17 protein-coding genes are annotated in these 20,966 nt (G+C 69.2%); 15 read left to right on the top strand and 2 right to left on the bottom strand.

Annotated features, from left to right (window positions below):
• Positions 1 to 118: 118 nt before the first annotated feature.
• The 6 genes from ACIO52_RS09300 (at position 119) to ACIO52_RS09275 (ending at position 6,372) form a co-directional block, all read left to right on the top strand.
• Complete coding sequence (locus ACIO52_RS09300; protein WP_218720673.1) at positions 119 to 1,747, top strand: ABC transporter substrate-binding protein; 1,629 nt, start codon at positions 119 to 121, stop codon at positions 1,745 to 1,747.
• A gap of 60 nt (positions 1,748 to 1,807) precedes the next feature.
• Positions 1,808 to 2,734 carry an ABC transporter permease gene (locus ACIO52_RS09295; protein WP_218720674.1) on the top strand — a complete coding sequence of 309 codons (927 nt, stop codon included), beginning with the start codon at positions 1,808 to 1,810 and terminating at the stop codon, positions 2,732 to 2,734.
• On the top strand, positions 2,727 to 3,656 hold the full coding sequence (locus ACIO52_RS09290; protein ID WP_218720675.1) for an ABC transporter permease: 930 nt from the start codon (positions 2,727 to 2,729) through the stop codon (positions 3,654 to 3,656). Before ACIO52_RS09295 ends, ACIO52_RS09290 begins: the two co-directional genes overlap by 8 nt.
• Positions 3,653 to 5,326, top strand: coding sequence for an ABC transporter ATP-binding protein (locus ACIO52_RS09285; protein WP_218720676.1), 1,674 nt, complete (start codon positions 3,653 to 3,655; stop codon positions 5,324 to 5,326). Before ACIO52_RS09290 ends, ACIO52_RS09285 begins: the two co-directional genes overlap by 4 nt.
• A 123-nt stretch (positions 5,327 to 5,449) precedes the next feature.
• On the top strand, positions 5,450 to 5,614 hold the full coding sequence (locus ACIO52_RS09280; RefSeq protein WP_218720677.1) for a hypothetical protein: 165 nt from the start codon (positions 5,450 to 5,452) through the stop codon (positions 5,612 to 5,614).
• Positions 5,615 to 5,625: 11 nt separating this feature from the next.
• Positions 5,626 to 6,372: an oxidoreductase gene (locus ACIO52_RS09275; protein WP_218720678.1), complete on the top strand. Its 747-nt coding sequence runs from the start codon at positions 5,626 to 5,628 to the stop codon at positions 6,370 to 6,372.
• 422 nt (positions 6,373 to 6,794) lie between these two features.
• Here ACIO52_RS09275 and ACIO52_RS09270 read toward each other — a convergent pair whose 3' ends face one another.
• Complete coding sequence (locus ACIO52_RS09270; protein ID WP_374104900.1) at positions 6,795 to 7,655, bottom strand: HAD-IB family hydrolase; 861 nt, start codon at positions 7,653 to 7,655, stop codon at positions 6,795 to 6,797.
• A gap of 348 nt (positions 7,656 to 8,003) precedes the next feature.
• Here ACIO52_RS09270 and ssd point away from each other — a divergent pair, with 348 nt between their 5' ends.
• From ssd to ACIO52_RS09235, 7 genes are all read left to right on the top strand, one after another.
• The gene (ssd, locus tag ACIO52_RS09265; RefSeq protein WP_218720679.1) at positions 8,004 to 9,104 is read left to right on the top strand and encodes a septum site-determining protein Ssd; all 1,101 of its coding nucleotides are present in this window, start codon (positions 8,004 to 8,006) and stop codon (positions 9,102 to 9,104) included.
• On the top strand, positions 9,101 to 10,282 hold the full coding sequence (locus ACIO52_RS09260; RefSeq protein ID WP_402642862.1) for a TadA family conjugal transfer-associated ATPase: 1,182 nt from the start codon (positions 9,101 to 9,103) through the stop codon (positions 10,280 to 10,282). The genes ssd and ACIO52_RS09260 overlap by 4 nt, the downstream gene beginning before the upstream one ends.
• Positions 10,283 to 11,524: 1,242 nt before the next feature.
• Positions 11,525 to 12,313: a type II secretion system F family protein gene (locus tag ACIO52_RS09255; protein WP_218720693.1), complete on the top strand. Its 789-nt coding sequence runs from the start codon at positions 11,525 to 11,527 to the stop codon at positions 12,311 to 12,313.
• Positions 12,314 to 12,805: 492 nt separating this feature from the next.
• On the top strand, positions 12,806 to 13,384 hold the full coding sequence (locus ACIO52_RS09250) for a type II secretion system F family protein (protein ID WP_402643558.1): 579 nt from the start codon (positions 12,806 to 12,808) through the stop codon (positions 13,382 to 13,384).
• Between the two features lie 72 nt (positions 13,385 to 13,456).
• Positions 13,457 to 13,666, top strand: coding sequence for a DUF4244 domain-containing protein (locus ACIO52_RS09245; protein ID WP_402642858.1), 210 nt, complete (start codon positions 13,457 to 13,459; stop codon positions 13,664 to 13,666).
• A 41-nt stretch (positions 13,667 to 13,707) separates the two neighbouring features.
• Complete coding sequence (locus ACIO52_RS09240; protein ID WP_402642855.1) at positions 13,708 to 14,022, top strand: TadE family type IV pilus minor pilin; 315 nt, start codon at positions 13,708 to 13,710, stop codon at positions 14,020 to 14,022.
• Positions 14,019 to 14,396, top strand: a complete 378-nt coding sequence (locus ACIO52_RS09235; RefSeq protein ID WP_218720696.1) for an Rv3654c family TadE-like protein — start codon at positions 14,019 to 14,021, stop codon at positions 14,394 to 14,396. Before ACIO52_RS09240 ends, ACIO52_RS09235 begins: the two co-directional genes overlap by 4 nt.
• Positions 14,397 to 14,695: 299 nt before the next feature.
• On the opposite strand, the gene ACIO52_RS09230 is transcribed toward ACIO52_RS09235, so the two are convergent.
• Positions 14,696 to 17,086, bottom strand: coding sequence for a DEAD/DEAH box helicase (locus ACIO52_RS09230; RefSeq protein WP_402642851.1), 2,391 nt, complete (start codon positions 17,084 to 17,086; stop codon positions 14,696 to 14,698).
• A 434-nt stretch (positions 17,087 to 17,520) separates the two neighbouring features.
• Between ACIO52_RS09230 and ACIO52_RS09225 the strand changes: the two genes are divergently transcribed.
• Both ACIO52_RS09225 and topA read left to right on the top strand, forming a co-directional pair.
• On the top strand, positions 17,521 to 17,727 hold the full coding sequence (locus ACIO52_RS09225) for a cold-shock protein (protein ID WP_019044597.1): 207 nt from the start codon (positions 17,521 to 17,523) through the stop codon (positions 17,725 to 17,727).
• Positions 17,728 to 18,039: 312 nt separating this feature from the next.
• Positions 18,040 to 20,925 (top strand): type I DNA topoisomerase, encoded by a 2,886-nt coding sequence (gene topA / locus ACIO52_RS09220; RefSeq protein WP_308248612.1) that lies wholly within the window; start codon positions 18,040 to 18,042, stop codon positions 20,923 to 20,925.
• The last annotated feature ends 41 nt before the right edge of the window (positions 20,926 to 20,966 follow it).

The raw sequence follows: 20,966 nt of genomic DNA, 5'->3' as shown, positions 1-20,966 counted from the left end.
CATGAGGGGTTCGGCATTTTTTCCTGCGTTTCCGTCGAGTAACCGTACTGATACATGTGAAGCGAAAAAGGCTCGGTTCACTGAAAAACCGGGCCGAAGTGGCTAACCTCCGAGCGTTATGCCACGGGAATCGAACCGGGAGAGAGCGTTGAGATTCATCAGAGCGACCGCGCTGATCGCAGCGGGCCTGGCGGCCACAAGCCTCGGCCTGACCGCGTGCTCGTCCGACGACAGTGCTGACGCGAGCATTGTCACCACCAACGCGGGGGAACCGCAGAATCCGTTGGTGCCGACCAACACCAACGAGAACATGGGTGGTCGCGTCGTCGACCGTTTGTTCGCCGGGCTGAAGTACTACGACGCCACCGGTGAGGCGCACGACGAGATGGCGGAGAAGATCGAGACCGCCGATCGCAAGTCGTACCGGATCACCATCAAGCCGAACTGGAAGTTCACCGATGGCACGACGGTGACCGCCAAGTCCTTCGTGGACGCGTGGAACTACGGCGCGCTCGCCTCCAACGCTCAGCTGCAGAGTTACGTGTTCACCCCCATTGTCGGATTCGACGAGGTAAATGCCGAACAGCCCAAGGCGCAGACGATGTCGGGTCTGAAGGTGGTCGACGACCGCACCTTCACCGTGGAGCTGAAATCCCCCTCGATCGATTTCGAGAGCGCCCTCGGCTACGCCCCGTTCTATCCGCTGCCCGATGCCGCCTTCAAGGACATGAAGGCCTTCGGCGAGAACCCGATCGGCAACGGTCCCTACGCCTTCGGCTCCTGGGAACACAACGTCAAGATCGACCTGAAGCCCAACCCGGATTACCCCGGCGGCCGCCCGGCCAAGAACAAGGGCCTGCGGTTCGTCATGTACCAGTCCTTCGACACCGCCTACGCCGATCTGCAGGCGGGCAATCTCGACACTCTCGACACCATTCCCGACAGTGCGCTGACCTCGTACAAGAGCGATCTCGGCGACCGCGCGATCACCAAGCCGACCGCGCAGAACCAGCACATCGGCATCCAGACCACCGTGCCGCATTTCGGTGGTGAGGAAGGCGTGCTGCGCCGCAAGGCGATCTCGATGGCGATCAACCGCCCGCAGATCATCGACAAGATCTTCAACGGATTGCGCATTCCCGCCCGCGATTTCACCGCCTCGACGCTGCCCGGCTTCGACGGCAACCTGCCCGGCTCGGAGGTGTTCGACTACAACCCCGATCAGGCCAAGAAGCTGTGGGCGCAGGCCGACGCGATCTCGCCGTGGTCGGGCAAGTACACGATCACCTACAACTCCGACGGCGGCCACCAGGCCTGGATCGAGGCCGTGGCCAACAGCGTGAAGAACACCCTCGGGATCGACGCGGTCGCCAACCCGGTGCCCACGTTCAAGAACGTGCGTGACGCGGTGAACGCCAAGACCATCGGCACTGCCTTCCGCTACGGCTGGCAGGGCGACTACCCGACGATGATGCAGTTCCTGTCCTCGCAGTACTACAGCTACTCCGACACCAATAACGTCGACTACAACAACCCGGAGGTCGACCGCCTCTTCGACGCCGCCATGGCCGCGCCGACCCAGCAGGAGTCCTACAAGCTGATCGCCCAGGCGCAGACGATCATGATCAAGGACATGGCCGACATCCCGGTGTTCGACTATGTCGCCGCCGCGGGCCGATCCGACCGGGTCACCAAGGCCGAACTGGCCTGGAACGGTCTGTTCGACTTCGAGAACATCGAGAAGTAACCACTCGGTACTGGGCCGGGCCACCTCCGTGGCTCGGCCCCAGTCGTTTTCGGAGGAATGATGGCTTGGTACATAGTTCGGCGCCTGCTCCAGATGATCCCGGTCTTCCTCGGCGCGACGCTGCTGATCTACGCGATGGTGTTCCTGATCCCCGGCGACCCGATCAAGGCGCTGGCCGGGGAGAAACCGCTGACCCCGGCGGCCGAGGCGGCATTGCGCGCCCGGTATCACCTCGATCAGCCGTTCATCGTGCAGTATCTGCACTATCTGAAGGGGATTCTCACCCTCGATTTCGGCACCTCGTTCTCGGGGAGGCCGGTGCGCGAGGAACTCGAGCGCGCCTTCCCGATCACGATCCGGCTCGCGTTTCTCGCGGTGCTCATCGAGGGCTTCTTCGGCATCGTGTTCGGCCTGATCGCGGGCCTGCGCAAGGGCAAGCTCTTCGATTCGGCGATGCTGATCGCCAGCCTGGTGATCATCGCCCTGCCGGTGTTCGTCGTCGGTTATCTGGCGCAGTTCTTCCTCGGCGTCAAATGGGGGATCGCGCCGGTCACCGTCACCGGGAACGCGAGCCTGGGGGAATTGCTCGTTCCGGCGTTCGTGCTCGGGTCGCTGTCGTTCGCCTACGTGCTGCGGCTGACGCGTAACTCGGTGGCGGAGAACAAATCCGCCGACTACGTGCGCACCGCGACGGCGAAGGGGCTCGGCCGCAGGCGCGTGGTGACCGTGCACATCCTGCGGAATTCGATGATCCCGGTGGTGACCTTTCTCGGCGCCGATTTCGGTGCGCTGATGGCGGGCGCCATCGTCACCGAGGGCATCTTCAACATTCCCGGCGTCGGCGGCACCATCTACCAGGCGATCACCCGCGGCGAGCCGCCCACGGTGGTGTCGTTCGTGACGGTGCTCGTCGTGGTGTTCCTGGTGACCAACCTGATCATCGACCTGCTCTACGCCGCGCTCGACCCGAGGATCCGTTATGCATGAGAGCCAACAGCATTTCGTGGCCCCCGCCGACGAGGTGGAGGTGCTGGCCACCGATCGGGTGGTCGAGGCGGGCACGCCGACCAGCATCTGGGGCGACGCGTGGCGGCGGTTGCGCCGCAATCCGGTGTTCCTGGTCGCGGTCGTGCTGATCGTGCTGGTGCTGCTGGTCGTGGTGTGGCCGTCGCTGTTCACCAGCCAGGATCCGAAGCTGTGCCTGGGCGAGTTCGGCATGGACGGCCCCCGCCCCGGCCACCCGTTCGGTTTCGACAAGCAGGGCTGCGATGTCTACGCGCGCACCATCTACGGCGCGCGGGCCTCGGTCAGCGTCGGTGTCGGAGCGGCCATGCTGTTCCTGCTGGTCGGCGGGGTCCTCGGCGCGCTGTCGGGGTTCTACGGTGGCTTCCTCGACACCGTGGTCTCGCGGATCGCCGAGATCTTCTACGCCATCCCGATGGTGCTGGCGGCGATCGTGCTGTTGCAGCTGCTGCGGCCGACGACGGTGCTGACGGTGATCCTGATCCTCGTCGCCTTCACCTGGCCGCAGGCGGCGCGCATCGCTCGCGGCGCGGTGATCGAGGCCAAGAACAGCGAATACGTCACCGCGGCCAAGGCACTGGGAGTGTCGCGGCTGGGGACGCTGGTGCGGCATGTGCTGCCCAACGCGGCCGGTCCGCTGATCGTGGTCGCCACGCTGTGGCTCGGCGTCTTCATCGTCACCGAGGCGACCCTGTCGTTCCTCGGCGTCGGCCTGCCGCCCGACATCGTGGCCTGGGGCGCCGACATCGCCCGCGCGAAGTACGAGATCCGTACCTCGCCGATCCTGTTCTACCCGGCGGCCGCGCTGGCCATCACGGTGCTGAGCTTCATCCTGCTCGGCGACGCGGTGCGCGACGCGCTCGATCCGAAGGAGCGCACCCGATGAGTGACGCCACCCCGCTGCTCGAGATCCGCGACCTCGACGTGTGTTTCACCACCGACGGCACGCCGGTGCCCGCCGTGCGCGGGGTGAATCTCACTGTCTTCCCCGGTCAGACCGTCGCCATCGTCGGTGAGTCGGGGTCGGGCAAGTCGACGACCGCGCACGCGATCATCGACCTGCTGCCCGGCACCGGCAAGGTCACCGGCGGGCAGATCCTGTTCGACGGCACCGACCTGACCACGGCGTCGGAGAAGGAGATCGTCGCGATCCGCGGCAACGGCATCGGCCTGGTCCCGCAGGACCCGATGTCGAACCTGAACCCGGTGTGGAAGATCGGCTTCCAGATCCGGGAGACCCTGGCGGCCAATGGCATCGCCACCGGTGACGCGGCCCGCCGACGCGCGGTCGAGCTGCTCGCCGAGGCGGGCATGTCGGATGCCGAGCGGCGGGTGAACCAGTATCCGCACGAGTTCTCCGGCGGTATGCGCCAGCGCGCGCTCATCGCGATCGGGCTGTCCTGCCGGCCGAAGCTGCTCATCGCCGACGAGCCGACCTCGGCGCTGGACGTCACCGTGCAGCGGCAGATCCTCGGCCATCTCGAACAGCTCACCACCGAGCTGGGGACCGCGGTGCTGCTGATCACCCACGACCTCGGCCTGGCCGCCGAACGGGCCGAACACCTGGTGGTGATGTATCGCGGCCGGGTCGTGGAATCCGGACCGGCGCTGCAGATCCTGCGCGATCCACAGCACGCCTACACCAAGAAGCTGGTCAGTTCGGCGCCGTCGCTGGCGGCGCAGCGGATGTCGTCCTCGCGGCAGCGGGCCGCCGTGCGCGCGCAGGCCGTGGAGGTGGCCGAGGCGGGCGACAACGTCGGCGACACCGTGCTCGAGGTGCGGAACCTGACCAAGGCGTTCAAGATTCGCGGCAAGCGGCCGTGGCAGTCCACGGACTTCGTGGCCGTCGACGACGTGAGCTTCTCCGTCGACCGGGGGACGACCACCGCGATCGTCGGCGAGTCCGGCTCCGGCAAGTCGACCATCGCCCAGCTGGTGCTCGGCCTGCTCGAACCGACCGCGGGCAGCGTGGTCTTCGACGGCAAGGACGTGGCCGCGCTGGACACCAAGGGCGCGTTCGCCTTCCGCCGCCGCGTGCAGCCGATCTTCCAGAACCCCTACGGCTCGCTCGACCCGATGTACTCGATCTTCCGCACCATCGAGGAGCCGCTGCGGGTGCACAAGATCGGTACCCCGGCCGAACGGGAGAAGGCGGTGCGGGACCTGCTCGACAAGGTGTCGCTGCCGTCGTCGGTGCTGCGCCGCTATCCGAACGAGCTCTCGGGCGGGCAGCGTCAGCGGGTCGCGATCGCGCGGGCGCTGGCGCTCTCGCCCGAGCTGGTGGTCTGCGACGAGGCGGTCTCGGCGCTCGATGTCCTGGTGCAGGCACAGATCCTCACCCTGCTCAACGATCTGCAGGCCGAGCTGGGCCTGACGTATCTGTTCATCACCCACGACCTGGCGGTGGTCCGGCAGATCGCCGACAACGTGCTCGTCATGCGGGCGGGCAAGGTCGTCGAGACCGCGACCACCGACGAGGTGTTCGCGGCGCCCGCGCAGGACTACACGCGGGCGCTGCTGGAGGCGATTCCGGGACGGGAGCTGCTCACGGGGTGAGGTTCGGCGGGCGTTCCCGGTCCGGCTCCAGCCGGGCGAAACGCCGCGTCCGGGCAGTTCACCGGCGTACCGTGAGCGGGGTCCGAGGTGGTGCGGTGTGGATCGCAGGGGTAGGAGACGCCGATGGATCGCATTCAGGCCGAACGGCAGGCCGAGCTGGAATCGCGCAGGCGCCGGGCGCTGACCCCGGCTGCCAAGCGGTTGGCCGAGGAACTGTGGCCGGACCGCACCTGGCCCGGGGTGCGCGGACTGCACGTGGTCGTCGGCGGCGCGGTGGTCGGCCGGTAGCCTCGTATGCCGTGACTGATCCGCTGCAGCCCCTGGTCGACCTGCCCGGCGTGCGTGAGGCCGCCGACAAGGCCCGCGACGCGCTCGCCGCGGTGCATCGGCACAAGTCGAACCGCCGTGGCTGGGCGACGACCGCCGCCGAGGCGGCTGTGCGCGCCGCGCGGTCCTCGGCCGCCATCGAGGGCGCGAGCACCGACCTGCCCGCCGACGGGAAGGTCGGTGATCCGGTGCTGGCCGGCGCGCTGCGCGTCGGCCAGGCACTCGACGGTGACGCGCTGACGAACCTGGTCGGCACCTGGCAGCGCGCGCCGCTGCAGGCGCTGGCCCGGCTGCATCTGCTCGCCGCCGCCGACCTGGTCGCCGACGAGCAGGAGCTCGGCAGGCCGCGCGCGACGCCCGGCGTCGCCGAGCGGCTGGACATGCTGGTGCAGACCGTCCAGGCGAGCAAGGCGCCCGCGCCGGTGATCGCGGCGGTCGTGCACGGTGAGCTGCTGTCGCTGCGACCCTTCGGCACCGCCGACGGTGTCGTCGCGCGGGCGGCGTCGCGCCTGGTGACGGTGTCGAGCGGGCTCGACCCGCGTAGCCTAGGCGTACCGGAGGTGTTCTGGCTGCGACGTCGCCAGGCCTACCTGGACGCGGCGGCCGGGTTCGGCATGGGCACGCCGGAGGGGGTCGGCGGCTGGGTGCTGTTCTGCGCGGGCGCGCTCGAAGACGGTGCCAGGGAGGCGAACTCGATCGCCGACGCGGCCGCGGGCTGAGGCTTCCCCACACATCGAAACGGGCGGCGTGCCGATTACTCGGCCTCACCGCCCGCTAGCACGGAACACCCGGTTACCAAGCGTGCTCGGTGGGTTGTGTTCGGTGGCCTCGGCGATCATCCGAACCCCGCCGGTTCATCCCCGCAACCTGTGCGAGGCGTTCGCCGACGACTGCCCGAATTTCGCAGGCCCACAACTCTTCTGCCCTTGTCGCGGCGCGCTCCGCGTGGGTGCCTGGCGTCCGTGCTGGGAAGGGTGGGATGGGAGGCGAAACCTTCTCTTCCGGCTCCGTCTTGGCCTTCCGTCCTTCCGTGACTCCATTCTTACACTGTGATGGCACTCACAGCAAGCGTATCGATGGCATCACCGGATAAGACTATTTTCGGCGTGTCGGCGGGCGATTCATGCTGGGGATTCGCAGGTCAGCGACGTTTCCGCAGCAGTCGATAGCTGATCGCGCCGGCGACGATCGCGCTCAATCCGACGGCCGCGGTGGCGGCCACGGTGGTGGTCGACGGCGCCTGGAAGCGCGACCACAGCGACACCGGATTGGAGAAGGTGAGCACCGGCCAGCCCCGGGCGACGGCCTCCTTGCGCAGCGCGCGGTCGGGGTTGACCGCCGTCGGGTGACCGACCGCGCTCAGCATCGGCAGATCGGTCACCGAATCGGAGTAGGCGTAGCAGCGGGACAGGTCGTAACCCTCTGTGGCCGCCAGCTTCTCGATCGCGGCGACCTTGCCCTCGCCGTAGCAGTAGAACTCGATGTCGCCGGTGTACTTGCCGTCCTCGACGACCATCCTGGTCGCCTCGGTATGCGAGGCGCCGAGCACCTCGGCTATCGGCGTGACGATCTCCTCGCCGGAGGCCGAGACGATCACGACGTCGTGGCCGCGGATCTTGTGGTCGGCGATCAGATCGGCGGCCTCGGCGTAGATCAGCGGGTCGACGAGATCGTGAAGCGTCTCGGCGACAATGGATTTCACCTGCTCGACATCCCAGCCCGCGCACATGTTGGCGAGGTTTGCCCGCATTCGTTCCATCTGGTCGTGATCGGCCCCGGAAAGCAGGAACAAAAAGTGCGCGTAGCTGCTCTCCAGCACGGCTCGGCGGTTGAGCAGACCCTGGGCGTAGAACGGTTTGCTGAACACGAACGCGCTCGACTTCGCGATCACCGTTTTGTCGAGATCGAAGAAGGCCGCGACGCGTCCGCCCGGCACCGCCGCTCGGCCCGACGCGGCGAGTCTTGTGTCCGGAAGCGGAGTCTGGTCACGTTCGGCCGTCACGACAACAGAATAGGCACGCCGCCCGCGGCGCGCAGGAACCGCCCGTCCGGGGCGGCTCGAGAGTTTGCCCCGGGGACGCCGGAGGCCGCGAATCGCCGAAAGATGGTGGCGAACGCTACTTGCGCCTGCGCCGGGGGATGGGTGTAGTATTGCTGGCACCTGGACATGGTCCAGGCGCGTTCAGCCCGACCCCCCGGGGCTGAACCCGACGGCCCCAGCCTCCTCCCCCCCGGCTGGGGCCGTCCTCTATTTCCGGGTAGATCGCCCGAGTTCTCCACACCCCCGAGTTATCCACAATCGCCGTGTGGCCGCTGTTGAGAAGTGTCGGGCTCGGCCACGCTGAGCTGCATGAACCTCCTCGCGGCCCCCTCAACCGCCGGACTCGCTCCCGCTCTGGTGCTCGTGCGTGACCCGAGGCTGCGTGCCGAAGTGCGCCGGGTCGCCGCGGCCGCCGAGCGGGTCACCGACGAGCGCAGCATGCCTGTCGGGCGGCACGCGTGGTCGGGAGCGGGCCTGGTGATCCTCGACACCGCCGCCGCCACCGTCGCCGCCGCGGCGGGCTGCCCGCGACGGCCGGGGATCGTGCTCGTCACCGAGGGTGAACCCGCGGTACCGGACTGGCAGGCGGCCACGGCGGTGGGTGCGGAGCGAGTCGTCGCGCTGCCCGCCTGCGCGGTCGCGCTGGTCGAGCAGTTCGCCGAGCACGCCGAGTCCAGAACCGGGGAAGGCGTGGTCGTCGCGGTCGCCGGGGCAGGCGGCGGCGCCGGAGCCTCGACCCTCGCTGCGGCCATCGCCCTGCGCGCGGCCGCTCGCGGATTGCGGCCGGACACGGTGCTGATCGACGGCGCGCCGCTCGACGGCGGCATCGACCTGGTGCTCGGGATGGAGAACGTCGCCGGATTGCGCTGGCCGGATCTGGTCATCGAGGACGGTCGGGTCTCCGCGGCGGCGCTGCACAACGCGCTGCCCGCCGCCACGGCCGGGCTGGCGGTGCTGTCGTGCGGACGGCACGGCGCGGGCCTGCCACCGACCGAGCTCACTCCCGCCGCGGTGCGTGCGGTCATCGAATCCGGCAGAGCCGCAGGGGATCTGGTCGTCTGTGATGTCTCCAGTGAACGTGGCCCCGCGGCCGACGCGATGGTCGATGCCGCCGATCTGGTGGTCCTCGTCGTCCCCGCACGGCTGCGCGCCGTCGCCGCGGCCGAGGTCGTCGCGGCCTACCTCGGGGAGCGAAATCCCAATCGCGGCTTGGTGGTTCGCGGACCGGCGCCGGGCGGACTGCGCGGCGCCGAAGTCGCCGAGGTGCTCGGACTGCCGCTGCTGGCCGCGGTGCGGGGGCAGGCCGGACTGGCCGCGCGGCTCGAACGTGGTGGGCTCAGCGTGCGCAGGCGCGGTCCGCTGCGCGACGCCGCCGACGCCGTGTTGTCGATGGTGGGGGCGCCGCGATGACCACCTTCGTCACCGTCGACCTGCTCGAGCGGGTGCGGGAACGGCTCGCCGAGCACCCGGGCGCCCCCGACGCGGCGCAGCTGGCCGCCGCGATCCGCGCCGAAGCGGGCGGCGTGCTCGCCGACACCGACCTGCTGCGCGCATTGCGTCTGCTGCAGACGGAGATGACCGGAGCGGGTCTGCTCGAGCCGCTGCTGCACGATCCCCGGGTCGCCGATGTGCTCGTCACCGGACCCGACTCGGTGTGGATCGACCGTGGTCACGGACTCGAGCGGACCGAGGTGCAGTTCGCCGACGAGGCCGCAGTGCGCAGGCTCGCCCAGCGGCTCGCCCTCGCCGCGGGCCGCAGGCTCGACGATGCCCAGCCCTGGGTCGACGGCAAGCTCGCCGGTACCGAGGCGACGCTCGGCGACGCTTTCGGTGTCCGCCTGCACGCGGTCCTCGCGCCCGTCGCCCACGACGGCACCTGCCTGTCCCTGCGCGTCCTGCGCCCCGCCACCCAGGGCCTGACCGCCCTGTCGGCCGCCGGATCGGTCCCGCCGTCCGCGCTCCGGCTGCTCACCGACATCGTGCGCGCCCGGCTGGCCTTCCTCGTCGTCGGCGGCACCGGCGCGGGCAAGACCACCCTGCTCTCGGCGCTGCTGGCCGCGGTGGATCCGGCCGAGCGGATCATCTGCGTCGAGGACGCCGCCGAACTCGCCCCTGTCCACCCCCACGTGGTGCGGCTGGTCGCCCGCACCGCCAATGTCGAGGGCGTCGGCGCGGTGACGGTGCGCGACCTGGTTCGCCAGTCGCTGCGCATGCGCCCCGACCGCATTGTCGTCGGCGAGGTGCGCGGCGCCGAAGTCGTCGACCTGCTCACCGCCCTCAACACCGGCCACGACGGCGGCGCGGGCACCGTGCACGCGAACTCCCCGCAGGAGGTGCCCGCCCGGCTGGAAGCCCTCGCCGCCCTCGGCGGCATGGACCGCGCCGCCCTGCACAGCCAGCTCGCCGCCGCGGTCCAGGTCGTCCTCCATGTCCACCGCCGCGCCGACGGCACCCGCGGCCTCCGTGAAATCGGCGTCCTCGAACGAGCCACCACCGGCATCCGCATCACCCCCGCCTGGCGCTCCGACGACGCCCCCATTCCCGCCGCCGCCGAACTCGCCCGCCTGATCGAGGTGCGACTCGGATGAGAACCACAGGCGCGGGAGCATGGCCGGTCCGCATCGACGGCGGTTCCCCGCAGGTCGACGACTCGAGCCCGGCCCGACGCGATGACCTAGCCCACGCACTGTGCTGCGGCAGCACCGTCAGCGAGCCCGCCGACCGCAGCGGCGATGAACCCGCTGGCGCGCATGCCGAGACGTGGCCGGTTCGCGAGACCGATGTGTTCTCGAAGGTCGACGATCGCTCGGCCCGGGACCTTGGCTCAACAAGCGATCGGCGGGTGGCTGGGATGCCGTGCACGAGCGTCGGCGTGTGGCCGGTGCGTTGGGGCGGCACGTCGCCGGCGGGCAGTGGTCTCCGCGGGGCGACGGGTCGAGGACAAGCGGTCGACCTACCCGACGCGGGTGCCGCTGTTCCGCCGACCGGCGGAAGTGGCACGTCTTCGCAGGCCCGGAATCATTCGGTCCGCGCTCGCGGCCCGGCGCGGGTCAGCACGTCGGCTGGGTCTCGTTGTGTGCCTGGGTCATCGGCCACAGGTGCCGGTATGTGGCCGGTTCGCGCCGACCCCGGATTCGCACGGGCTGGAGACCATGGGTCGGTGCGAGCCGATGGGGTGCGAGGACAGGGAGCGCGAGGCGACGGGGTGCGAGGTCGTCGTGCGGTCGGAACTAGGAAATCGGTTCGGCTGCGTGGAGTGGTGTCGCGGGCCGTTCGCCTGACAGTCGAAGTGACACTGTCGAAATGGCTTTGGGGACGCGGTCGGCGAGGTGGCAGCGAACCTGCTGTGGTGCTGCCCGCCGATCAGGTGAGTTCTCCATCGACGGGATCGAGCGTGTGTCTGTGTACGGCTTCGCCTGGCGAGGAGGCCGGTGGGCCAGATCGCTCGGACGTGAAGGTCGGCGGGCCGGGTCGTTCGGGCGTGGGGGCCGGTGCTCCGGATTGCTCGGACGGGGAGGTCGGCGGGCCCAATCGCTCGGGTATGGAGCTCTGCGGCTCGGTTCGCTCGGGTGAGGAGATCAACGGTCAGGATCGCCCGGGTGCGGGGATCGTCGGCCCAGATCACCAGGTCGAGTTCGCCATCGATGTGGCGTTCGCGGAGGCGGAAGCGGTGCCGGCCGGTGGGTTGGCGCAGGGGACTGCACCGGACCTGACCATGGTGCAGGGGAGTGCTCCGCCCTCGTCGGCGGGCGAAGTGGCACTGGTGTCCGAGGCGGGATCGACGCGAAACAGTCAGCGGTGCCATGCGACAGGACGACACGGAGGTAGCGATGGTGGTCGGACTGCTCTGTTGCGCGGCGGCGGTGCTGATGCTTCCCGCGGCGGGCGATCGGCGGCGCTTTCGGCGGTTGTTCGATGTGGGCGGTGCGCGCGCGGTGCGACGGATACCGGTGACCTGGGGTGTGGGAATCGGGTTGGGGTGCATGGCCTTCGCGTGGGGAGTCGGGACGGGGCTGGCGGTGCTGATGGTGGGCGTCACCGTCGCGGTACGGAATCGGCGCGGTCGTGGTGAGCGCGTTCGGCGGGCGGAGTGCGGCCATCTGCTGGCCGGTCTCGAGGCGGTCGTCGGTGAGCTGCGAGTCGGTGCGCATCCGAGTGCTGCCGCCGAAGCCGCGGCCGCGGAGTCCCGTGGGGAAGCGGCTCGGGTGCTGGCGATCAGCGCGGGCCGCAGCCGGCTCGGCGGCTCGGGAGCCGATGGCTGGTTGCACCCGGAATCACCGGTCGCTGAGGAATTGTCGCGCGTCGCCACCGCCTGGCGGGTGGCCGAGGAGCACGGTCTCGCCTTGGCAGAGCTGCTGTCCGCGGCTAGGACCGATCTCCTCGGCCGCATCCGATTCCGCGACCGCACCGAGGCAGCCCTCGCCGGAGCTCGGGCGTCGGCCTCTGTCCTCGCCGGTCTACCCCTGGTCGGCATCGGCCTCGGCCAGCTGATGGGCGCCGCACCGCTCTCGGTCCTGTTCGGTTCCCCCGCCGGTGAACTGCTCCTCCCACTGGGCGCCGGCCTGGCCTGCTGTGGATTGCTGTGGACAGATGTCATCACCCGACGGGGAACGGCATGACCGCCCCCGTCGCCACACTCGGCCGCACATATCGACGCCGACGCCCTCCTCGGGAACCGATCGCCACGGCGGTGGAACGCGGGATGCGGCCTGCGATCACGGTGATCAGGATCGGAGGCCTGTGGGATGCGGCGCTTATGCGCACGAGCCTCGAGAGAACGACAGCATCGCGGTCCGCATAGGCAACGGAGCGTCTTGTGGCGAAATGCGTTCGGGCAGAGCCGTCGAGGGCGCGGCGTGACCGGAGCTGAACAGCTCGACCTGGGAGATCGCACCCGACACCAGCGCAATTCGGGGCTCCTGTGGTCCAGCGACATCGCTGAGCGCCACGCCGACCCGCTCAGGTGGCGTCGCGGGACCAGCGCGTAATGCCTTGCTGGCGTGTGTGTTCAGCGCACGTGCCAGCAGTACGAAACGAAAGCATCGTGGGGAGGGACTGCTGTGTACTACTCGGAAGGACCGCCATCGCCTGCCGCGCTCCTGGTCGCCGCGATGGCGGTGGCATTGCTGCCCGGTCGAGTGGCGGTGAGCCGACGGGTGCGGGCACTCGGGCGGGCACCGACCGCGGCGCGCGAGGTGGGGCGGGGAAAGTCGAAGCCCGACCCGCTGGGGTCTGCTTCGGCCTTCGATCTGCTGGCGGCGTGCCTCCGGGCGGGGCTGCCCTTGGCCGCGGCCGCGCGGGCTGGTGCGGGGACGGCGCCGCCGGTGTTGCGGGCCGCACTGCTCCGGGCGGCTGATCTGCTGGCCCTCGGTGCGGATGCGGCGACGGCTTGGGAACGGGCCGCGGCGGATGCGGTGGGGTCGGCTGGTGCGGACGAGGTCGAATCGCTGGCACGGATGGCGCGGCGCTCCGCACGCTCCGGTTCCTCACTCGCGGCTGCCGTCGGGGAACTGGCGGATCAGCGGCGCGAGGCGGTGGCGGACGCCGCGGTCGCGCGGGCCGAACGTGCGGGTGTGCTGATCGGCGGGCCACTCGGGCTGTGCTTCCTGCCCGCCTTCGTCTGCCTCGGCATCGTCCCAGTCGTGATCGGCCTGGCGGATCGGGTCCTCGGCGACGGCGGCCTGCTGTGACCGGCCTCGACAGGGCCGACGAATCGTCACCACACGGATCGGCCGGGTGGTGTGGAAGGAGAGGGGATCACGATGACGTTCGTACGCGCCGTATATATAGGAGCGCGGACGCGGATCACGCGCCTGCTGATCGACGACGACGGTATGTCCACCGCGGAGTATGCGATCGGCACGATCGCGGCCGCGACGTTCGGTGCGGTGCTCTACGGGGTGGTGACAGGGGACAGCATCGTCAACGCGCTGACCCAGATCATCGACAAGGCGCTCAACACGAATGTGTAAAACGGTGCGGCACAAGTATTCTCGGTGACGAAGCGGGTGCGGTGACGGTCGAGGCCGCCATCGCGCTCGCCGCGCTGGTGTGCGCGGTGGTGCTGTGCGTCGGAGCCCTGCTGGCCGCATCGACCCAGGTGCGTTGTGTCGACGCGGCACGCGAGGCGGCGAGGTTGGCCGCCCGTGGCGACGCGGCGCACGCCCTCGCGGCGGCTCGGAGCGTCGCGCCGCCCGGTGCGACAGTCGAGGTCCGGGGTGACGGAGACCGCATGGTGGCGGTGGTCACCGCGGGAACCGCGTTGTTGCCCGGTCTGCGGCTGCGCGCCGAGGCGGTCGCGACCACCGAGCCGGGAGTCGGTCGATGACCGGCGCGCGAGTGCGGGTCCCGGCCGGTGATGCCGGCGGGGCGACGGTGTTCGCGTGCACGGCGCTCGCGGCCTTGATCGCGCTGACCTTGGTGATCGGTCAGGTGGGCGCGGTGGTGGTCGGTCGGCACCGGGCGCAGGCGGCGGCCGACCTCGGCGCGTTGGGTGCGGCGAGTGTGCTGGCCGAGGGGGCCGAGGCGGCGTGCGCCGAGGCCGTGGAAGTCGGGCGGAGGATGGGTGTGCGGGTGGCGCGGTGTGTTGCCGAGCAGTGGGATGTGGTGGTCGCGGTGGAGGCGAATGCGTCATTCGGAGTGTTCGGCGCGCGCACCATCGCGGCCGCGGCACGCGCTGGACCGGTGGACGAGAGTGGGTGACGCGGAAGTGTTATCACTGGTCGGTGGTTGTTCCGCACCGAACTAATCCACAATTCCGCCGAGCTCTATTCCCTGAATTTCATGCACATTCTTTTATGAGGAGAGAACTAAACGAAAATAATGATGTGGCCTACTCCGGGGCGTCCGTCGGCAATGCACCAGTTAACAGAAGAGTTATCCTTTTTAATCGGGATACCGCGGGCGGCGTCAGCGTCCTCGCTGGTCAACGCAAAAATGGTCGGGCGACCAGCATTCTTGAAGCGAGGTGTAGCGCCGGTCACGTCACCGGCGCGGCGGTATCACGACTTCGCCGCTGTGCCGGAGTGGGCTCGCAACTCGCCGAGGACGGCGACCAGGAGCCGGGCCGCCGCGTCCTTGTCCAGCGGATTGTTCCCGTTGCCGCACTTGGGTGACTGCACGCACGAGGGGCACCCGTCCTGGCACCCGCAACTGCGGATGACGCCGAGTGTGGCGGCCAACCAGTCGTCCAGCCGGGCGAATCCTCGCTCGGCGAAGCCCGCGCCGCCGGGTTGCCCGTCGTAGACGAACACGGTCGGCGCGCCGGTGTCGGGGTGCTCGGCGATCGAGACGCCGCCGATGTCCCAGCGGTCGCAGCCGGCGACCAGCGGCAGCATGCCGATCGCGGCGTGTTCGGCGGCATGCAGAGCGCCGGGGAGCTCGTCGTCGGAGATCCCGGCGGCGGCCAGGAGTCGGGGCGTGACGGTATAGAGGACGGCCTTGGTGTGCAGCGTCTGGGCGGGCAGATCGAGTTCGACCTGGTCGAGCACCTCGCCCGTGACCAGCGTGCGGAGGTAGCCGACGACCTGATTGGTGACCGCGACCTGCGCGGATGCGGTGGTGACGGCGCCGAAGACGCGCTCCTCGGTCACCGCGTCGATGGTGATCGAGGTGACCTGACGAGCACTGGTGGTGAAGCCGGGGTCCACCTCGTTGACGAAGGCGACGCCACCGTCGAGGTCGAGTTCGTCGACCAGGTAGGTCTCGCCCTGGTGCAGGTGCACGGCGCCGTTGTGCAGGGTCGCGGGTGCCCGGCCCGCGTCGGCCGTGCCGAGCAGGCGCCCGGATTCGGCGTCGACGATGGCCACCGGCGTGCCGAGTCCGCCGCGCACGTCCACGGCGTCGTGGGGATGGGTGTGCGCGGTGACGTGCCACCGTCCCGGCCCGCCGCGAGGGCCGGGGCGGTGCCGGATCAATCCCTCTTCGGCCAGGTCGGCGAGCACAGCACCGGCGCCGAGCTCGGTCACCTCGTCGTCGGTGAGCGGCAACTCCATGGCCGCGCAGAGCAGCTGCGGCCCCAGGACATAGGGGTTGTAGGGGTCGGTGATGGTGGCCTCGATCGGCCGGTCCAGCAGCGCTTCCGGGTGATGGACGAGATAGGTGTCGAGCGGATCGTCGGTGGCGACCAGCACCACGAGCGAACCCTGCAGCCGCCTGCCCGCACGCCCGGCCTGCTGCCAGAACGAGGCGACGGTGCCGGGAAAACCCGCGATGACCACGGCGTCGAGGCCCGCGATATCGACACCGAGTTCGAGCGCGTTGGTGGTGGCGGCGCCGAGCAGGGTGCCCTCCGAGAGCGATCGCTCCAGCTCCCGGCGGTCCTCGGCCAGGTAGCCGGCGCGATAGGCCGCGACCCGTTCCTGCAGCTCAGGGGCTCGTTCGGCGAGGACGCGGCGGGCGTCGAGCGCGATCAGTTCGGCACCCCTGCGCGAGCGGACGAAGGTGAGTGTCCTGGCGCCCTCGGTCACCAGGCTCGCCATGATCTTGGCGGCCTCACCGGTCGCGGTGCGGCGCACGGGCGCGCCGTTCTCGCCGGTCACCGCGGTGCTCAACGGCGGTTCCCACAGGGCGACGGTCCTGGCGCCGTGCGGCGAGGCGTCCGCGGTGACGGCGGTGACCGGTGCGCCGATCAGCCTCGTCGCCGAAGCCCCGGGGTCGGCACTGGTGGCCGAGCACAGGACGAACACCGGGTCGGCGCCGTAGAACGCGGCGAGCCGGCGCAGCCTGCGCAGCACCAGGGCGACATGCGAACCGAACACGCCCCGGTAGGAGTGGCATTCGTCGACCACCACGTAGCGAAGATTGCGCAGCACGCGCGCCCAGCGCTGATGCGAACGCAGCATCCCGACGTGCAGCATGTCGGGATTGGTGAAGATCCACCGGGCGTTGGCCCGTACCCACTGCCTGATCTCGGCGGGGGTGTCACCGTCGTAGCTCGCCGGATGGGCCTCCCGCAGGGGATTGTCGTGGATCAGCCCGCCGACCGCGCGCAGCTGATCGGCGCCGAGCGCCTTGGTGGGGGACAGGTACAGCGCGGTTGCTCGCGGGTCGTCGTGCAGGGCGGTGAGGACCGGCAGAAGGTAGCCGAGAGATTTCCCGGACGCGGTCCCGGTGCTGACGACGACGTGTTTTCCGGCCGCCGCCAGCTCGGCTGTGCGGGTCTGGTGCTCCCACGGCCGGTCGATCCCGGCCGCGTCCAGCGCTGTGACCAGCGCGGATGGCACCCATTCCGGCCAGTCGGTGGTCCGTGCGGGCCGGGCGGGCAGCTCGGCGACATAGGTCAGGGGGCTGCCGCCGGCGGCAGCCTCGACCAGGACACGATTCAGCAACGATCGCCCGTAGCTCTCGCCCGAAGTCGTCGGCTGGACCTCGGTCCGCTCTGCCGGATTCATCCCATCGCCCTCTCGCGCCACGCCGGAAGTGTGAAACGTGTGTGTGCGGCGAGCGCTACCTGCGATTTCGTAACCCAATAGCGACCTGGGTCACAGCAGGTTTGCTGGAAGCTCACCCGGTTATCGTGAAGCAAACAGACTGGAAGTACGGATTCACCCAATCTCTCCCTCACCTGCGCATTCGCAAGATCAAGAATTTTGCAAATTGTCGGTAACTCGACTGTTGAATTGCTCGTGGACATGGTTCACTGGGTCTCGGTCGCAAGCTTCTGTGTTCGAGGGACGGATCGAAAGTCCAAACCATCAGCAGGATCGATGTTGCGAACGCCGTGCTCAGGCTTTCCTTGCAGGGGGACCAACAGTACAGCGGTCGGAACGGACCCGGTGGACGAACCCAGTTGTCCGCCGTTCCGGTAAGAAAGAGAAGGAACAGAATGGCACAGGGAACTGTGAAGTGGTTCAACGCGGAGAAGGGGTTCGGCTTCATCGCGCCCGAGGACGGCTCCGCTGACGTCTTCGTCCACTACTCGGAGATCCAGGGCACGGGCTTCCGTACCCTCGAGGAGAACCAGAAGGTCGAGTTCGAGGTCGGCCAGGGCACCAAGGGCCCGCAGGCCACCGGCGTTCGCGCGCTCTCCTGAGCTGCGAATCGAAACAACGCCCGTCCCCCACCTCCTACGCGGAGGTGGGGGACGAGCCATTTCAGGGGTAAGGTCGCCCAGAAGTTCTCCGGGCCGAGCAGGCCGGAAACCCGCGGCGCCAGCCGCCGTGGACGCAGCTACCCAAGTGCGCAAGGTATAAACGTCACTGGTGGCGATGTCCGAACGTCGCGCCGTCTGCCCCAGCCGCGCACCGAGCGGACCTCCCGACGCGCGGATATAGAAGGAAGGTGTTCGCCGGTGGCAACACGAGACCGCAGTTCAGCCGACCAGGGGCGTCCCCTGCGTCGTCTCGTGATCGTCGAGTCCCCGACGAAGGCCCGCAAGATCGCGCCTTACCTGGGCCGCAACTACACCGTCGAAGCCTCGGTGGGTCATATCCGTGACTTGCCGCGCGGCGCCGCGGACGTGCCCGCCAAATACAAGGGGCAGTCCTGGGCCCGCCTCGGCGTCGACGTCGATCACGACTTCGAGCCGATCTATGTCGTCAGCCCGGATAAGAAGGCCAAGGTCTCCGAGCTCAAGAGCCTGTTGGCCGACGCCGACGAGCTCTATCTCGCCACCGACCCCGACCGCGAGGGCGAGGCGATCGCCTGGCACCTGCTCGAGACGCTCAAGCCGAAGGTCCCGGTCCGCCGAATGGTCTTCCACGAGATCACCGAGCCGGCCATCCTCGCGGCCGCCGCCGACACTCGCGAACTCGACAACGATCTGGTCGACGCGCAGGAGACCCGCCGCATCCTGGACCGCCTCTACGGCTACGAAGTCAGTCCGGTGCTGTGGAAGAAGGTCATGCCGCGCCTGTCGGCGGGCCGCGTGCAGTCCGTGGCCACCCGCGTCATCGTGCGGCGTGAGCGTGAGCGCATGGCGTTCCGCTCCGCCGAATACTGGGACATCGCCGCCAAGCTCGACGCCGGCGTCGACGAGAACTCCGATTCGACCAACCCGCGCACGTTCGGCGCGCGCCTGGTCCAGGTCGAGGGCGACCGGGTCGCCTCCGGTCGTGACTTCGGTTCCGACGGTCAGCTCAAGTCGGCCACCGGTGTCGTCGTGCTGGACGAGGCCTACGCGAACCGGCTGGCCGAGGCGCTCGACGGCGCCGACCTGGTCGTCTCCTCCGCCGAGGCCAAGCCGTACTCGCGCAAGCCGTATCCGCCGTTCATGACCTCGACGTTGCAGCAGGAAGCGGGGCGCAAGCTGCGCTTCACCTCCGAGCGCACGATGCGGGTGGCGCAGCGGCTGTACGAAAACGGTTACATCACCTACATGCGTACCGACTCGACCACGCTGTCGGAGTCGGCCATCGCGGCCGCGCGTTCGCAGGCCACGCAGCTCTACGGCGCGGAGTACGTCTCGCCGACGCCGCGCCAGTACACCCGCAAGGTCAAGAACGCGCAGGAAGCGCACGAGGCGATCCGCCCGTCCGGTGACACGTTCATGACCCCTGGCCAGCTGGCGTCCAAGGTCGACCAGGACGAGTTCCGGCTCTACGAGCTGATCTGGCAGCGCACCGTCGCCTCGCAGATGGCCGACGCGCGCGGCACCACGCTGACCTTGCGGATCACCGGCACCGCCCGGACCGGTGAGGAGTGCGTGTTCTCCTCCTCGGGCCGCACGATCACCTTCCCCGGCTTCCTCAAGGCCTATGTCGAGAGCGTCGACGAGGAAGCGGGCGGTCAGTCCGACGACGCCGAATCCCGGTTGCCCGCACTGGAAGAGGGCCAGGGCGTCACCGCCGTCGAGCTCACCCCGGACGGGCACAGCACCAATCCGCCCGCGCGCTACACCGAAGCGTCGCTGATCAAGACGCTCGAGGAGCTCGGCATCGGCCGCCCGTCGACGTACTCCTCGATCATCAAGACGATTCTCGATCGCGGTTACGTCTACAAACGCGGCAGCGCGCTGGTGCCCTCGTGGGTGGCGTTCGCGGTGGTCGGCCTGCTCGAGGCCTATTTCGGGCGACTGGTCGACTTCGACTTCACCGCCGCGATGGAGGACGACCTCGACGCGATCGCCGGTGGCCGTGAGCAGCGCGGAAACTGGTTGTCCAGCTTCTACTTCGGCGGTGATCACGGCGCCGAGGGTTCGGTGGCGCGCTCGGGTGGCCTGAAGAAGATGGTCGGCGAGCAGCTCGACGACATCGATGCCCGCGAAGTGAACTCGATCAAGATGTTCGTCGACGAGGAGGGCCGCGATGTCGTGGTCCGCGTCGGCCGCTTCGGTCCGTACCTGGAGCGGATGATCGTCAATCCCGATGACCCGGACGGTGATCCGGTGTCGCAGCGGGCGAACCTGCCCGACGATCTGCCGCCGGACGAGCTGACCCGAGAGGTCGCCGAGAAGCTGTTCTCGACGCCTCAGGAGGGCCGCTCACTCGGCGTCGACCCGGTGTCCGGACACGAAATCGTCGCCAAGGAAGGCCGTTTCGGCCCGTACGTCACCGAGGTGCTGCCCGAGCCGCCCGCACCGGATCCGGCCGCGACGCCGGCGAAGAAGACAGCCAAGAAAGCGGCCGAGGTCAAGCCGCGCACCGGCTCGCTGTTCAAGTCGATGGATCTGGCGACGATCACCCTCGACGACGCGCTCAAGCTGCTCTCGCTGCCGCGCGTGGTCGGCAACGACCCGACCTCGGGCGAGGAGATCACCGCGCAGAACGGCCGATACGGGCCCTACCTGAAGAAGGGCACCGATTCGCGCTCGCTGGCGACCGAGGAACAGTTGTTCTCCGTCACCCTCGACGAGGCGCTCAAGCTCTACGCCGAGCCGAAGCGGCGCGGTCGGCAGGCGGCGAGCGCGGCCCCGCTGCGGGAGCTAGGCAACGACTCGGCGACGAACAAGCCGATGGTGATCAAGGACGGCCGGTTCGGCCCGTACGTCACCGACGGTGAGACCAACGCCAGCCTGCGCAAGGGCGACGAGGTCGAGTCGATCACCGACGAGCGCGCGTCCGAGCTGCTCGCCGATCGCCGGGCCCGTGGTCCGGTGAAGAAGGCGGCCAAGAAGACGACCGCGAAGAAGGCCGCCAAGAAGGCGCCGGCGAAGAAGGCGGCGGCGACGTCGACCGCGACGAAGACCGCCACCAAGACCGCGGCCAAGAAGACCGCGGCGAAGAAGACCGCGGCCAAGAAGGCGCCCGCGAAGAAGGCGGCGTCGAAAACTGCTGGTACCGACGCGGACTGACACCGCGCGCGGACAGGGGGCGGGTTCCCGGCGGCTGGTCG

Origin of the sequence: Nocardia sp. NPDC087230 (assembly GCF_044744725.1) — a bacterium.
GTDB lineage: Bacteria > Actinomycetota > Actinomycetes > Mycobacteriales > Mycobacteriaceae > Nocardia > Nocardia canadensis.
The sequence above is the reverse complement of the archived record's forward strand: the minus strand, read 5'-3'. Positions and strand labels throughout refer to the sequence as shown.

Coding starts and splice junctions, on each gene's coding strand:
- ACIO52_RS09260 (WP_402642862.1), top strand. CDS start 9,101: ATGACCACCTTCGTCACCGTCGACCTGCTCGAGCGGGTGCGGGAACGG.
- ssd (WP_218720679.1), top strand. CDS start 8,004: ATGAACCTCCTCGCGGCCCCCTCAACCGCCGGACTCGCTCCCGCTCTG.
- ACIO52_RS09225 (WP_019044597.1), top strand. CDS start 17,521: ATGGCACAGGGAACTGTGAAGTGGTTCAACGCGGAGAAGGGGTTCGGC.
- ACIO52_RS09280 (WP_218720677.1), top strand. CDS start 5,450: ATGGATCGCATTCAGGCCGAACGGCAGGCCGAGCTGGAATCGCGCAGG.
- ACIO52_RS09295 (WP_218720674.1), top strand. CDS start 1,808: ATGGCTTGGTACATAGTTCGGCGCCTGCTCCAGATGATCCCGGTCTTC.
- ACIO52_RS09250 (WP_402643558.1), top strand. CDS start 12,806: ATGGCGGTGGCATTGCTGCCCGGTCGAGTGGCGGTGAGCCGACGGGTG.
- ACIO52_RS09300 (WP_218720673.1), top strand. CDS start 119: ATGCCACGGGAATCGAACCGGGAGAGAGCGTTGAGATTCATCAGAGCG.
- ACIO52_RS09255 (WP_218720693.1), top strand. CDS start 11,525: ATGGTGGTCGGACTGCTCTGTTGCGCGGCGGCGGTGCTGATGCTTCCC.
- ACIO52_RS09245 (WP_402642858.1), top strand. CDS start 13,457: ATGACGTTCGTACGCGCCGTATATATAGGAGCGCGGACGCGGATCACG.
- ACIO52_RS09230 (WP_402642851.1), bottom strand. CDS start 17,086: ATGAATCCGGCAGAGCGGACCGAGGTCCAGCCGACGACTTCGGGCGAG.
- ACIO52_RS09285 (WP_218720676.1), top strand. CDS start 3,653: ATGAGTGACGCCACCCCGCTGCTCGAGATCCGCGACCTCGACGTGTGT.
- ACIO52_RS09235 (WP_218720696.1), top strand. CDS start 14,019: ATGACCGGCGCGCGAGTGCGGGTCCCGGCCGGTGATGCCGGCGGGGCG.
- ACIO52_RS09290 (WP_218720675.1), top strand. CDS start 2,727: ATGCATGAGAGCCAACAGCATTTCGTGGCCCCCGCCGACGAGGTGGAG.